The organism is Caenispirillum bisanense, assembly GCF_900230255.1.
In the GTDB taxonomy this organism is placed as follows: Bacteria; Pseudomonadota; Alphaproteobacteria; order Rhodospirillales; family Rhodospirillaceae; genus Caenispirillum; species Caenispirillum bisanense_A.
The window spans coordinates 146,675-160,674 of the sequence record NZ_OCNJ01000008.1 but is presented as its reverse complement, the minus strand read 5'-3'; the positions used below and the strand labels follow the sequence as shown (position 1 = coordinate 160,674).

Genomic DNA, 14,000 nt, shown 5'->3' with positions numbered 1-14,000 from the left:
CCGCTGTCGCAAAAGTGTCCCGAGAGACCCCACTGCGGTCAAGGTCGTTCCGCCACGACTTACGGTCTATGCGCAACGGCCGGGCGGCGGCGCGCGTCAGCAATGCGAAAAAGTCGGGCATCGGCCGTGCTGCAAGCGGTTGAAAGAAAATGCCAACGGCGCGAAGCTGTTTGCCTAGCCCGAGCATAACCTTAAGAAACGAACGTCCCTGGAGGAAACCCAAATGTCCCAGCGAGCGGTGTCGCTCAAGGCGGAGCTGATCGACCGCGTCGTCGGCCTGATCTCCGACCGGCTGGATCCCGAGGCGGCCGAGCAGGCCGGTCGGTTCGTGCGTCACATGTTCCGCCATGTGCCGCCGGACGACATCCTCGACAAGGACCCGGAGTCGCTCTATGGCGCGGCCATGGGCCTGTGGCAGTTCGCGCGCTCGCGCAAGCCGGCCACGCCCAAGGTGCGGGTCTACAACCCCAACTTCGAGGAGCACGGCTGGACGTCGGACCACACCATCGTGGAACTGGTCAACGACGACATGCCCTTCCTCGTCGACTCGGTGACGGCCGAGCTGAACCGGCTCGACCTGGTGGTGCATCTGGTCATCCACCCCATCGTGCATCTGCGCCGCGACGACTCGGGCCGCGTGGCGGAGCTTTCGGAGACGGGCGAGGACGAGTCGGCGCACCCCGAGTCGATCATGCTCATCGAGATCACCGAGCAGGGCGAACCCGCCGTGCTGGCGGCCATCGCCGAGCAGATCGAGCGGGTGCTGCACGAGGTGCGTGCCGCCGTCGTCGACTGGCAGGGCATGAACGACCGCATGGCGGCCGTCATGGGCGACCTGCCCGCCGCGCCGGCCGGTCTGACGGTGGAAGACCACACGGAAGTCTGCGACTTCCTGAAGTGGCTGAGCGAGAACCACTTCACCTTCCTCGGCTACCGCGACCACGACTTCACCCGCGGCGCGGATGGCGCCACCCGGGTGCACGCCCGCGGCGACACCGCGCTCGGCATCCTGCGTGACGATGACACGCTGGTGTTCGACGAACTGGGCGAGGGCGCCCAGCTGCCGCATGACGTGCAGGGCTTCCTCATGCGCCCCAACTACCTGGTCATCGCCAAGGCGAACCAGCGGGCGCGGGTGCACCGGCCGGTGCACATGGACGTCATCGGCATCAAGCGCTTCGACGCCTCGGGCGAGGTGGTGGGGCTGCACGTCTTCGTCGGCCTGTTCACGTCCAACGTCTATACCAACAGCCCCATGTTCGTGCCGGTGCTGCGGCGGAAGATCGACCGCATCCTGCGCAACGCCAACTTCCGGCCGCGCAGCCACGACGGCAAGAAGCTGATGAACATCCTGGAGAACCTGCCGCGCGACGAGCTGTTCCAGTCGTCGGACGAGCAGCTTCTCGAAACCGCGCTCGGCATCCTCCATCTGCAGGAACGCCAGCGCGTCGCCCTGTTCGCCCGCGTCGACGAGTTCGAGCGCTTCGTCTCCTGCCTCGTCTTCGTGCCGCGCGACCGCTACGACACGCAGCTGCGTCTGACCGCCCAGGACATCCTGGAAAAGGCCTTCGGCGGTGTCATGACCGCCTATTACACCCAGGTGGTGGACAGCCCGCTCGCCCGGCTGCACTTCATCATCCGCACCACGCCGTTCCAGATCCCGCCCTTCGACCTGCGGGAAGTGGAGGCGCGGCTGGCCGATGCGGCGCGCCAGTGGTCCGACCACCTGGAGAACGCCCTCTACGCCGCCCGCGGCGAGGAGCAGGGCGCCCGGCTGTTCCGCCGCTACGCCCATGCCTTCCCCGGCTTCTACCGCGAACGCTACACGGTGCAGGCGGGCGTTGCCGACATCGACCGCATCGAGACCATGCTGGCCGAGCACAAGCCGCTCGGCATGAACCTCTACCGCCCGGTGGAGGTGTCGGAAGATCAGGTGCGGTTCAAGATCTACCACGCCGACCGCGCCCTTTCCCTGTCCGACATCCTGCCCATGCTGGAAAACATGGGCTTCCGCGTCATGGGCGAGGTGCCCTTCGAGGTGCGCATCCGCGAGGACCAGCTGGCCGGCAACGGCGGCAACGGCGGGCAGCGCCGCAGCGTCTGGGTGCACGACTTCGAGATGACGGCGGCCGACGGCTCCACCATCGACGTCGGGGCGGCCCGCGAGCGCTTCCAGGAAGCCTTCGAGCGCATCTGGCAGGGCGAGGGCGAGAACGACGGGTTCAACCGCCTGGTGGTGCGCGCCGACCTGACCTGGCGCGAGGTGACGGTGCTGCGCGCCTACGCCAAGTACCTGCGGCAGGCCGCCTTCACCTTCAGCCAGAGCTACATCGAACAGGCCCTGGCGGCGCATCCGCAGATCACCCGCCGCCTCGTGCTGCTGTTCCACGCCCAGTTCGACCCCAAGGGCGCGGGCGCCAACGCCGGCGCGCTGGTGCTGGAGATCCAGCAGCTGCTCGACGACGTGGCGAACCCCGACGAGGACCGCATCCTGCGGCGCTACCTCAACCTCGTGCGGTCGACCCTGCGCACCAACTACTACCAGACCGGCGCCGACGGGCGGCCGAAGCCCTATGTCTCGTTCAAGCTCGACAGCCGGGCGGTGGAAGACCTGCCGCTGCCGCGGCCGTGGGTGGAGGTGTGGGTCTACAGCCCGCGGGTCGAGGCCATCCACCTGCGCGGCGGCAAGGTCGCCCGCGGCGGCCTGCGCTGGTCCGACCGGCGCGAGGACTTCCGCACCGAGATCCTCGGCCTCATGAAGGCGCAGATGGTGAAGAACGCCGTCATCGTGCCGGTGGGGTCGAAGGGCGGCTTCGTGGTCAAGCAGCCGCCGGCCGACGGCGGCCGTGACGCCCAGCTGGCGGAAGGCATCGCCTGCTACCAGACCTTCATGCGCGGGTTGCTCGACATCACCGACAACCTGAAGGGCGACGCCGTGGTGCCGCCGCCCGACGTGGTGCGCCGCGACGAGGACGACCCGTACCTGGTCGTTGCCGCCGACAAGGGCACGGCCACCTTCTCCGACATCGCCAACGCGGTGTCGCTGGAGTACGGCTTCTGGCTCGGCGACGCCTTCGCCTCCGGCGGCTCCAAGGGCTACGACCACAAGGCCATGGGCATCACCGCCCGCGGCGCCTGGGAAGCGGTGAAGCGCCACTTCCGCGAGATGGGGCACGACACCCAGACGCAGGACTTCACCTGCGTCGGCATCGGCGACATGTCGGGCGACGTGTTCGGCAACGGCATGCTGCTGTCCAAGCACATCAAGCTGCTCGGCGCCTTCAACCACCTGCACATCTTCGTCGACCCCAACCCCGACCCGGCGGCGAGCTTCGCCGAGCGCAAGCGGCTGTTCGACACGCCGCGCTCCACCTGGGCCGACTACGACAAGTCGGTGCTGTCGCCGGGCGGCATGATCTTCGAACGGCGCGCCAAGACGCTGCACCTGACGCCGGAAATCCGCGCCGCCTTCGGCATCGAGAAGGAGGTGGTGACGCCGGCGGAGCTGATGCGCATCCTGCTGAAGGCGCAGGTGGACCTGCTGTGGTTCGGCGGCATCGGCACCTACATCAAGGCCGCCACCGAGAACAACGCCGAGGTCGGCGACCGCGCCAACGACGCCATCCGCATCGACGGCCGCGACGTGCGGGCGCGGGTGGTCGGCGAGGGCGCCAACCTGGGCTGCACCCAGCGCGGCCGCATCGAGGCGGCGCTGGCGGGGGTGAAGCTCAACACCGACGCCATCGACAACTCGGCCGGCGTCGACACCTCCGACCACGAGGTGAACATCAAGATCCTGCTGAACGGCATCGTCGGCGACGGCGACATGACCGAGAAGCAGCGCAACCAGATCCTCGCCGACATGACGGAAGAGGTCGGCGACCTGGTGCTGCGCGACAACTACCTGCAGACCGCCGCCATCTCCCTGACCGAAGCCAAGGGCGTCGACATCCTCGACCACCAGCTGCGGCTCATGAAGATGCTGGAACGCGCCGGCCGGCTCGACCGCGCCATCGAGTTCCTGCCCGACGACGAAGTGGTGGCGGAACGCTTCGCGGCCAAGAAGGGCCTGACACGGCCCGAAATCGCCGTGCTCATTCCGTATTCGAAACTGTGGCTGTTCGACGAGATCGTGGACTCCGACCTGCCGGACGACCCCATGCTGCTCGACGATCTGGTGCGCTACTTCCCGACGGCGGTGCAGGAAAAGTACCGCGATGCCATCTGCCGCCATCGCCTGCGGCGGGAGATCATCGCGACCCATGCCACCAACAGCATGATCAACCGGGTCGGCGGCACCTTCGTCACCCAGATCATGGAAAAGACCGGGGTGAAGCCGGCCGACATCGCGCGCGCCTACATCATCACCCGCGACGCCTTCCGCCTGCGCGACCTGTGGAGCGAGATCGAGGCGCTGGACGCCAAGGTTCCGGCCACGGCGCAGGTGGAGATGCTGCTGGAGGCCAACCGGCTGATCGAGCGGGGTACCCTGTGGGTGCTGCGCCAGTGCCCGGCGCCGCTCGACATGGGCGCCGTCATCGCCGAACTGTCGCCGGGCGTCGACCGTCTGGCGGCGGGCATCGAGACGGCGGCCTCGGGCGAGGTGGTGGCCGAGGTGGCGGCACGCGCCGAGCATTACCGCGCGGCGGGCGTGCCCGACGACCTGGCGCGGCGGGTGGCCAACCTCATCCTGCTGGCCAGCGCGCCCGACGTCACCCGCATCGCCGCCCGGCACCAGATGGCCGACGTGTGCGACGCCGCCCGCCATTACTTCGCGGTGGGTGCCCGCTTCGGGCTCGGCTGGCTGCGCGCGGTGGCGGAACCGCTCGCCGTCGGCAGCCACTGGCAGAAGCTGGCGGTGGCGGCGATCATCGAGGAACTGTACCGCGACCAGCGCGAGCTGGCCGAGGCGGTGCTCACGGTGGCCGGCCCGCGCACCGAGGCCGCCGAGGCGGTGGAGGTATGGGTGGCCGGCAACGGGCCGGCGGTGGACCGGGCCGACCAGCTCATCGCCGAGCTGCGCGCCACCGACGCCATCGACCTCGCCATGTTGACGGTCGCGGCCCGCCAGTTCGGCGCCATGAAGGGCGCCTGAGCCGTTGCAGACCCGCCGGCCGGTCCTCACAGGGGGCCGGCCGGCGGGTTCCCTTTCCAGTCACGAGGACAGACGATGCCGCCGAAGACCAACCCCCTGAAGCTGAACCCGCTGCAGCTCAAGACGCTGACGCTCATGCAGGAACTGGCCAACGATCCGGAAACGGCGATGATCGACCAGTTGACGGGCGATTCCACCGTCAGCCGGTTCCCCCATGCCCATGGCAACCACTTCCACCTGGGCCGCTTCGTCGTCAGCTCCGCCGACGCCACCGGCCTGTCCAACGAGGCGGTGTGGAAGGCGCTGGAGCGCAAGGGCCTGGCGCGCTCGTTCTACCCGACCGCCATCACCCTGACCCAGGCGGGCCGCGAGTACGACACCGGCCTGCGCGACCAGATCCTGCACGGCTCCGACCACTGAGTGAGCACGGCGGCGCCGGAAGGGGAGAGGCTTGACGACGGCGCCCGCGCGGGCGCATGTGGTTGGATCGACCCCGTTTCCAGCGAACCGATGACGTCACGCCTCGCCCCTGTCCTGGACGAACTCCGCCGCGCCGCGCCCGACCTGCAGCGGCGCGGGATCGTGCATGCCGGCGTGTTCGGCAGCGTCGCCCGCGGCGACGAGCGCCCCGACAGCGACATCGACATCGTCATCGAGTACGACGTCGAACGTATCGGCGACATTCTCGATCTGGTGACGGTAGCCGACGCCATCGGCGGCATGGTCCGCCGCCGCCTGCCCGGAAGCCGCGTCGACGTGGCAGACGCATGCATGCTCCGCCCGCCGGTGCGCGCGGCCGTCCAGCGGGACGCAGTCTATGCCTTCTGAGCGACCGCTGGAGCCCGACTACGCCTGAGCGCGCCGCCGCGCTCCAGGGGTGATCGGTTTCGTCTGAGCGGTGTATGCACCACAGAGTTGTCATGGCCGGGCTCGACCCGGCCATCCACGGCGGCACGATCGTCTGCCGCCACTGCGCGGTTCGCGCCCGCCATGAGTGCAGCAGGCCGCCGGGTGTGCCGGCGGCCTGGCCCGCGTTACAGGCTGCCGCCCAGGGTGCCCTTGGTCGACGGCACCGCTTCCGCGGCGCGCGGGTCGATTTCGGCCGCCATGCGCAGCGCGCGGGCGAGGCCCTTGAAGCAGCTCTCGATGATGTGGTGGTTGTTCTCGCCGTAGCGGTTGACCACGTGCAGCGTGATGCCGCCGGTCTGCGAGAAGGCCTGGAACCATTCCTTGAACAGCTCGGTGTCGAACTCGCCCAGCTTGTCGCGGGTGAAGGCCACCTTCCAGATCAGGTAGGGGCGGTTGGACAGGTCGAGCGACACTTCCGAACAGGTTTCGTCCATGGGAATGACCGCGCTGCCGTAGCGGCGGATGCCCTTGCGGTCGCCCAGCGCCTTCGCCAGCGCCATGCCCATGGTGATGCCGGTGTCCTCCACGGTGTGGTGGAAGTCGATATGGATGTCTCCGGTCGCGCGAACGGTGAGGTCGATTAGCGCATGACGGGAGAAATTTTCCAGCATATGATCCAGGAACCCGATCCCCGTCCCCCCGTCGAACTGGCCGGTGCCGTCCAGGTTCAGGGTGACGCTGATCTGGGTCTCGCGGGTGACCCGGTCGACGGAAGCGACTCGCATTGGGTGATGTCCTTGGCGATTACAAACCTTCAGGATAAGCGCAGGCGAAAAACCCACACGTCTTGAGCGTTGCAGGTTGTGAAATCAACTGGAGCCGCAACGTCAAGAGATATATCTTTTCCGCATACTAAGCATAAAACCTTCCAGCCCAATTACAACGGTGTACCGCTCGTGACGCAGACTCAACGCCCCTTCGAAAGACGCCGGCAGCCGATCACGGCGAAGGAATATGGTCCCGATCCGGTCGACGTGCACGTCGGCAGCCGCCTGCGCCTGCGCCGCACGCTGCTCGGCCTCAGCCAGGAGCAGCTGGCTGCCGCCGTCGGGGTGACCTTCCAGCAGATCCAGAAGTACGAGCGCGGGTCCAACCGCGTGTCTGCGTCGCGTCTGTACGACATCGCCCGCGTCATGGGCGTGCCCATTCAATACTTCTTCGAAGACATCGACGACCGCATCACGTCGCACCGCCCGACGCAGAACCTGCCGGCCCAGGCCGGCATCACCGACATTCCGCGGGCGCCCTTCGAAGAAGACCCCATGAAGAAGAACGAGACGCTGGAGCTGGTGCAGGCCTATTGGAAGCTGCCGCTCGACGAACAGCGGGAAACCGTTCTGAAGATGCTCAAGGCCATGGGCCGCCGCGACTGAGCGGGTCCGGGCGGGGGCTGCGGTTGCACGACGGCCGGCACGGGCTTCACAGCCCGGCCGGCCGTTTTTCTTCGCTGACGGGCGGCCGCCGTCAGGCGCCGTCGCGGCCGCCGGCCACCGTATCCAGTTCCGCCAGGGCACCGCGCAGCTTCTCCACGCAGCCGTCCAGGGCGGCGTCGCGGGCGAGCTTCAGGGCGGCTTCGACGGCGATGCGCACATGGACGGTCGACGTCGGACGGTGGCCGGAACGGGGAGTGGCGGTGGTCACGGAGTCCCTCGCAAGCCTGGCCCCGACCTGAGGGCTTGGCCGGGGGTTGCACGTGATGATGAACTACCCGTTTTCCAATACTCTCCTACGGGTCGCATGGCAACACTTTTGGGCGCCATATGCGGAAGCACGCTCATAAATTGTATAGGCCTCGAGCGGCCCGGCGGGACCGAGGGTTGACCGCCCGGCGCCGTCGTCCCATGTTCGACGACATCTTTCGCGGGCGGACCACGACCGCTCCGCCCGCCCCACGCCCTCCAACGGCAGCGGAATTCATGAGCCAGCCTTCCGACATCACGTGGCACGGCACCACCATCCTGTCCGTGCGCAAGAACGGCCGCGTCGTCGTCGCCGGCGACGGTCAGGTCTCCTTCGGCAACACCGTCATGAAGGCGAATGCCCGCAAGGTGCGGCGCATCGGCCCCGGCGGCGGCATCCTGGTCGGCTTCGCCGGCGCCACGGCAGACGCCTTCACCCTGCTCGAACGCCTGGAAGCCAAGCTGGAGCAGCACCCCGGCCAGCTCACCCGCGCCTGCGTCGAACTCGCCAAGGACTGGCGCACCGACCGCTACCTGCGCCGGCTGGAAGCCATGATGGCCGTCGCCGACGCCGACGTGTCGCTGGTGCTGACCGGCAACGGCGACGTGCTGGAGCCCGAGGACGGCCTCATCGGCATCGGCTCCGGCGGGTCGTTCGCCCTGGCCGCCGCCCGCGCCCTGGTGGACGTCGAAGGAATCGATGCCGAAACGATCGCCCGCAAGGCCATGGCCATTGCCGGCGACATCTGCATCTACACCAACCAGAACATCATCGTGGAAGCGCTATGACCGCCTTCTCCCCCCGCGAGATCGTCTCCGAGCTCGACCGCTTCATCGTCGGCCAGGGCGACGCCAAGCGCGCCGTCGCCATCGCCCTGCGCAACCGCTGGCGGCGCCAGCAGCTGCCCGAGGGCCTGCGCGAGGAAGTGCTGCCCAAGAACATCCTGATGATCGGCCCGACCGGCGTCGGCAAGACGGAAATCGCCCGCCGCCTCGCCAAGCTGGCGCAGGCGCCCTTCCTCAAGGTGGAAGCGACAAAGTTCACTGAAGTGGGCTACGTCGGCCGCGATGTGGAAAGCATCGTCCGCGACCTGGTGGAAATCGCCATCAACGAGACGCGCGAGCGCCTGCGCAAGTCGGTGACGGCCAAGGCGGAACTGGCCGCCGAGGACCGCGTGCTCGACGCCCTGGTCGGCCAGAACGCGAGCCCCGAGACGCGCCAGAAGTTCCGCAAGATGCTGCGCGAAGGGGCGCTCAACGACCGCGAGATCGAGGTCATGGTGGCCGATACCGGCAACGCCGGCATGCCGACCATCGACATCCCCGGCATGCCGGGCGCCCAGATGGGCATGCTCAACCTCAACGACATCTTCGGCAAGGCCTTCGGCGGCCGGCAGAAGCCGCGCAAGATGACCGTCTCCGACAGCTACGAGGTGCTGCTGAAGGAAGAGGGCGACAAGCTGCTCGATCAGGAAGAGGTGGTGCAGGAAGCCATCCGGTCGGTCGAGAACAACGGCATCGTCTTCCTGGACGAGATCGACAAGATCACCGCCCGCTCCGACGCCGGCGCACGCGGCGGCGACGTCTCGCGCGAGGGCGTGCAGCGCGACCTCTTGCCGCTCATCGAGGGCACGACGGTCGCCACCAAGCACGGCACGGTGAAGACCGACCACATCCTGTTCATCGCGTCGGGCGCCTTCCACCTGGCGAAGCCGTCGGACCTGCTGCCCGAGCTGCAGGGCCGCCTGCCCATCCGCGTCGAGCTGCAGGCGCTGTCCAAGGACGACTTCAAGCGCATCCTGACCGAGCCCGAGGCCAGCCTCATCAAGCAGTACAAGGCGCTGATGCAGACCGAGGGCGTGACGCTCGACTTCCAGGATGACGCGGTGGACGCCATCGCCGGGCTGGCGGCCGACATCAACAAGTCGGTGGAAAACATCGGCGCCCGCCGCCTGCACACGGTGCTGGAGCGGCTGCTGGAGGAAATCAGCTTCACCGCCTCGGACCGCGACGGCGAAACCATCGCCATCACGCCCGATCTGGTGCAGGAGCGCGTCGGCGGCCTGGCCCAGAAGGGCGACCTGTCGAAGTTCATTCTGTAGGCGGAATGGGGGGCGGAGGGGCGTCCCCTCCGTCCTCGTGCGCGGGCCCTTGGCGTGTACGGCATCTGTCGTGACGGCCGGCGCCCATGGCCGCCGCCGGGGACGCCGTGGATGGCCGGATCAAGTCCGGCCATGACACATTTGGCAATGATCTCAAACACTTGTCATGCCCGGCCACCGAGCCGGGCATCCACGGCGTGCACGGCATCTGCCGTGGGGCCGGCGCCCTAACGCCCCCCCTACTCCGCCGCCTCCGGCTCCTCGCCGAACTCCAGCCGCTGGATGCGGTCGCCGCGGCGGGCCACGCGGTCCGTCGAGGTGCGGATCTGGCGCACGTCCTCCACCGCCTGATCGAAGTGGCGTGCGAGCTTGCCCACCCGGTCGTCGAGCCGCCCGAGGTCGTCCATCAGCGCCCGTACCTCGGCCTGGATCAGCGCCGCCTGTTCCTGCATGCGGGCGTCCTTCAGCACCGCCCGCACGGTGTTCAGCGTAGCCATGAGCGTGGTCGGCGAGACGATCCACACCTTGGCCCGCCAACTGGCCTCCACCACCTGCGGGAAGCGGGCGTGCAGTTCGGCGTAGATGGCTTCCGACGGCAGGAACATGAGGGCGCTGTCAGCGGTTTCCCCCGGGACCAGATAGCGCTCGGCGATGTCCTTGATGTGCTTGCCGACGGCGGCGGCGAAGGCGCGCGTCGCCGCCACCCGCGCCGGCTCGTCGGCGGCGGCGTGGGCCTCGCGCAGGGCGTGCCAGCTTTCCAGCGGGAACTTGGCGTCGACCACGATGGGGCCGGGCGGCGCCGGCAGGCGGATCAGGCAGTCGGCGCGGCGGCCGTTGCCGAGCGTCACCTGGAAGCCGTAAGCCGAGGGCGGCAGGCAGGCCGTCATCAGGTCGTGCAATTGCACCTCGCCGAAAGCGCCGCGCGCCTGCTTGTTGCCCAGCACCTCCTGCAAGCCCACCACCTGGGCCGACAGCTCGGTGATGGTGGCCTGCGCCCGGTCGATGACGGCGAGGCGCTCGCGCACTTCCGTCAGGGTCGCCGCCGTGCGGTCGCCGGAGCGTTGCAGCACCTCCGCCAGCGCCCGTTCCTGCGCCTGCAGGCGGCCGCCCAGCTGGTCGGCGAGGCGGGCCTGGGCGTCGGCCAGCTGCGCCAGACGGCCGCCGAGGTCGCCCGCCGCCGCACCGCCGACGCCGCTGCCCCGGCGCAGCAGCAGGAGCAGCGTCAACACCCCCACCGCCACCAGCAGCGCGGGCACGAGCCAGGATGATGCGTCCATGGGTCACCGCCCTCTTGTCGCCATGCTTTCCTGATGGTCTACAGAACAGCGGCAGCGCCCGCAACCGATTTGGACTAAAAGGAGAACGCCATGTCGTCGTCCCGCCCCGTCGCCGCGGTTCTGGTCCTGGCGCTCGCCGCCGCACCGGGGACCGTCCTGGCGGCCGATCCGGTGCCCGAGGTGACGGCGGCGGAAGGTGCCCGCACCGCCCTCGGCCTCACCATCTACAACCACGGCTCGGCGCTGGTGACCGACCGCCGCAGCGTCAGCCTGCCGGCCGGCGAGGCGCGGCTCGTGTTCCCCGGCTTGCCGCGCGAGGTGCAGCCCACGGGTGCCGGCCTGCGGGCGGCGGGGGTGCAGGTGGTGCAGCAGTCGCTCGACACCAGCCTGCCGACGCCCGACGCCCTGCTCGCCGCCGCCGTCGGGCAGGAGGTGACCTTCGAGCGCCTCAACCCGGTGACCGGCGCCACCGAGAGCGTGCGCGCCCGCGTCCTCGCCGGGCCGCCGGCGCCGCTGTTCGAGGTCGACGGCAAGGTACGCCCCGACATCCCCGGCACGCCGGTGTTCGACGCCCTGCCGGCCGGCGTGCGCCTGCATCCGGCCTGGACCGGGCTGGTGCGATCGGAGGCCACGGCGCCGGCGGCGACGCTCGCCTATCTCACCGGCGGCCTCGGCTGGCAGGCGGACTACACGGCGACGCTGAGCGAGGACGCCAAGAGCCTGAGCCTGCAGGCCATGGCGACCCTGAACAACGACACCGGCACGACTTTCCCCGCCGCGGCCGTCAAGCTGGTGGCCGGCGAGGTGGCGCGGGTCGACGATGCGCCGATGATGGCCAAGGCCGCCCGCGGCGGCATGATGGAATACGCCGCCGCCCCGGCGGCCGCCCCCATGGCTGACGCGGCGCGCGAGCAGATCGGGGCCTTCCACCTCTACACCCTCGACCGCCCGGTCGACCTGCCGGCCGGGCGCACCGTGCAGCACGCCCTGCTGTCGGCCCAGACGGTGCCGGTGACCACCGAATACCGCCTGGAAAGCCCGCCGCACGTGTTCTTCAATCAGGTGATGGGCGACACGCCGGTGCATGTGGAAACCCGCCTGACCTTCACCAACGACACGGCCTCGGGCCTCGGCAAGCCGCTGCCGGCCGGCACGGTGCGGGTCTTCGCGCCGGATTCGGCCGGCCTGCTGCAACTGGTGGGGGCCGACCGGCTCGATCACCTGGGCGAGGGCCGCGAGGGGCACGTCACCCTCGGCCGCGCCTTCGACGTGACGGCGGAGCGCGTGCAGACCGACTTCAAGCGCCTGTCCGACCGGGTGACCGAAACCGCCCACCGCATCACCCTGACCAACGGCCGCGACGAGGCGGTGACGGTGCGCGTCGCCGAGCCGCTGCCCGGCCAGTGGGAGATCCTGGAGGCCTCCACCCCCGCCGAAAAGGCGCGCTCCGATCAGGCCGTGTGGCGGGTGACGGTGCCGGCCAAGGGCGAGGCGGTGCTCAGCTACCGGGCGCGCATTCAGTACTGACGCTGTCCACCACCCGGCCCTGGCGGCGGCGCACCGGCACCGGCTCGCGCCGCCCCTTCACGGGCACCGCCTGCACCGGCGCCCAGGCCGCATCGTCGATGCCGGCCCGCGCCAGGGTGGCGGCGTCGGCCACCAGCTCGCCGGCCGCCGCCAGGGTGCACAGGCGGGCGGCGACGTTCACGGCGTCGCCGATGACGGTGTAGTCGCGCCGCTCCGCCGGGCCGATGGCGCCCGAGACGACGGCGCCGGTGAACACCCCGACGCCGACGCCGCGCGGCAGGCCGGCCGCCGCCACCGCCGCCAGCAGGTCTTCCGCCGCCGCCACGGCACGGGCCTCGGCGCCGGGGCCGTCGAAGCGGGCGAGCAGGGCGTCGCCGATCATCTTGTCGACGTCGCCGCCGTGGTCCTGCACCGCCGCCACCTGCAGGCTCATGAGGTGGTTGAGGAAGGCCACCACCGCCTCCGGCGTCGCCAGTTCGGCGAAGCCCGAGAAATCGCGCACGTCGCTGTACAGCAGCGTCATGACCAGGCGCCGGCCCTCGGCCGCGCCGCCGCCGCTGCGGGTGGCCTGCACGGCGGAGCGCGACACGAAGGTTTCCAGGCGGCGCCGCAGGTCCACCAGACGCGCCGTGCGGCCGTCGATGTCGGCCTGGGCGCGGCCGACCAGGCGGGCGAGCAGCCACACCAGCCCCGCCAGCAGCCCCACCGGCACCGCCACCGCCGGCGCCAGGGTGCGCAGCAGGATGGCGTCGAGGAACACCTGCCGCTCGTACAACTCGAACACGGCCACCACCGCCCCGCCGGCATCGCGGTGGGCGACATAGAGTTCGTAGAGCGGTCCGTCCGGATCGGGCTTGTCGACCACCTGGGGCCGGCCCTCCGCCACCAGGGCCTTCAAGGCATCGCCGTCGTCCACCGCGCCGATCTCGTCGCCGTCGGTGCTGAAGACGGTGGTGCGGTCGGGGCGGTAGACCTTCAGGCGGGCGAGTCGACCGTCGGACAGGGCCTCGGCGAAGGCGCCGCGCAGGGCTTCGGCGTGCGGACCGGCCCACACGACGGCCGGCGGCTCGTGGCCCCGGATCAGGGCGCTCCAGCCCTCCGGCGCCTCGCGCTGGATGAGGGCGGCGATGGACTCGGCGCGGGCCTGGGCGAGGTCGAGGTAGATGCCCTCCACCAGGCGCCGCCCGCCGAAGGCCGCCAGCACGGCCAGCATCAGCACGAAGACCAGCAGCCCCGGCAGAATGCGCCGGCGGAACCGGCGTCGCAGCGGAAAGGGGGCGTCCACGGGCAACAGGGCGGCATCGGGCATGGCGGCGGATGGTCCTTCCGGTGTCGTCACCCTTCGGACCATGTGGGAATAGACCTTAACGGAGGCTGAACGTCGGCCTTGCGGCGGGCGCCGGGGTGGGTA

The 14,000-nt window shown here is 69.8% G+C and carries 11 protein-coding genes; 7 read left to right on the top strand and 4 right to left on the bottom strand.

Annotation, left to right across the window (positions count from 1 at the left end):
• Positions 1-223: 223 nt before the first annotated feature.
• The 3 genes from CRP50_RS17735 to CRP50_RS17725 all read left to right on the top strand — a co-directional run bounded on the left by CRP50_RS17735 (position 224) and on the right by CRP50_RS17725 (position 5,923).
• A complete protein-coding gene (locus tag CRP50_RS17735; RefSeq protein WP_097280521.1) occupies positions 224-5,095 on the top strand; it encodes an NAD-glutamate dehydrogenase in 4,872 nt (1,623 codons plus the stop codon).
• A gap of 75 nt (positions 5,096-5,170) precedes the next feature.
• Positions 5,171-5,515 carry a hypothetical protein gene (locus tag CRP50_RS17730; protein ID WP_097280520.1) on the top strand — a complete coding sequence of 115 codons (345 nt, stop codon included), beginning with the start codon at positions 5,171-5,173 and terminating at the stop codon, positions 5,513-5,515.
• 90 nt (positions 5,516-5,605) lie between these two features.
• On the top strand, positions 5,606-5,923 hold the full coding sequence (locus CRP50_RS17725) for a nucleotidyltransferase family protein (protein ID WP_097280519.1): 318 nt from the start codon (positions 5,606-5,608) through the stop codon (positions 5,921-5,923).
• 206 nt (positions 5,924-6,129) lie between these two features.
• Here the strand turns inward: CRP50_RS17725 and hisB are convergent, their stop codons facing one another.
• Positions 6,130-6,729, bottom strand: coding sequence for an imidazoleglycerol-phosphate dehydratase HisB (hisB, locus tag CRP50_RS17720; protein ID WP_097280518.1), 600 nt, complete (start codon positions 6,727-6,729; stop codon positions 6,130-6,132).
• A 171-nt stretch (positions 6,730-6,900) separates the two neighbouring features.
• Here hisB and CRP50_RS17715 point away from each other — a divergent pair, with 171 nt between their 5' ends.
• The gene (locus CRP50_RS17715) at positions 6,901-7,377 is read left to right on the top strand and encodes a helix-turn-helix domain-containing protein (protein ID WP_097280517.1); all 477 of its coding nucleotides are present in this window, start codon (positions 6,901-6,903) and stop codon (positions 7,375-7,377) included.
• A gap of 91 nt (positions 7,378-7,468) precedes the next feature.
• Here CRP50_RS17715 and CRP50_RS25640 read toward each other — a convergent pair whose 3' ends face one another.
• On the bottom strand, positions 7,469-7,645 hold the full coding sequence (locus CRP50_RS25640; protein ID WP_176525245.1) for a hypothetical protein: 177 nt from the start codon (positions 7,643-7,645) through the stop codon (positions 7,469-7,471).
• Positions 7,646-7,920: 275 nt separating this feature from the next.
• Here CRP50_RS25640 and hslV point away from each other — a divergent pair, with 275 nt between their 5' ends.
• Both hslV and hslU read left to right on the top strand, forming a co-directional pair.
• Complete coding sequence (gene hslV / locus CRP50_RS17710; RefSeq protein WP_097280516.1) at positions 7,921-8,472, top strand: ATP-dependent protease subunit HslV; 552 nt, start codon at positions 7,921-7,923, stop codon at positions 8,470-8,472.
• A complete protein-coding gene (gene hslU, locus CRP50_RS17705) occupies positions 8,469-9,785 on the top strand; it encodes an ATP-dependent protease ATPase subunit HslU (protein ID WP_097280515.1) in 1,317 nt (438 codons plus the stop codon). Before hslV ends, hslU begins: the two co-directional genes overlap by 4 nt.
• 239 nt (positions 9,786-10,024) lie before the next feature.
• Here hslU and CRP50_RS17700 read toward each other — a convergent pair whose 3' ends face one another.
• On the bottom strand, positions 10,025-11,062 hold the full coding sequence (locus CRP50_RS17700) for a DNA recombination protein RmuC (RefSeq protein ID WP_097280514.1): 1,038 nt from the start codon (positions 11,060-11,062) through the stop codon (positions 10,025-10,027).
• 90 nt (positions 11,063-11,152) lie between these two features.
• On the opposite strand from CRP50_RS17700, the gene CRP50_RS17695 reads away from it, so the two are divergent.
• On the top strand, positions 11,153-12,589 hold the full coding sequence (locus CRP50_RS17695; protein WP_097280513.1) for a DUF4139 domain-containing protein: 1,437 nt from the start codon (positions 11,153-11,155) through the stop codon (positions 12,587-12,589).
• Here the strand turns inward: CRP50_RS17695 and CRP50_RS17690 are convergent.
• Complete coding sequence (locus CRP50_RS17690; protein WP_097280512.1) at positions 12,561-13,898, bottom strand: adenylate/guanylate cyclase domain-containing protein; 1,338 nt, start codon at positions 13,896-13,898, stop codon at positions 12,561-12,563. The genes CRP50_RS17695 and CRP50_RS17690 overlap by 29 nt on opposite strands.
• Positions 13,899-14,000 lie beyond the last annotated feature (102 nt).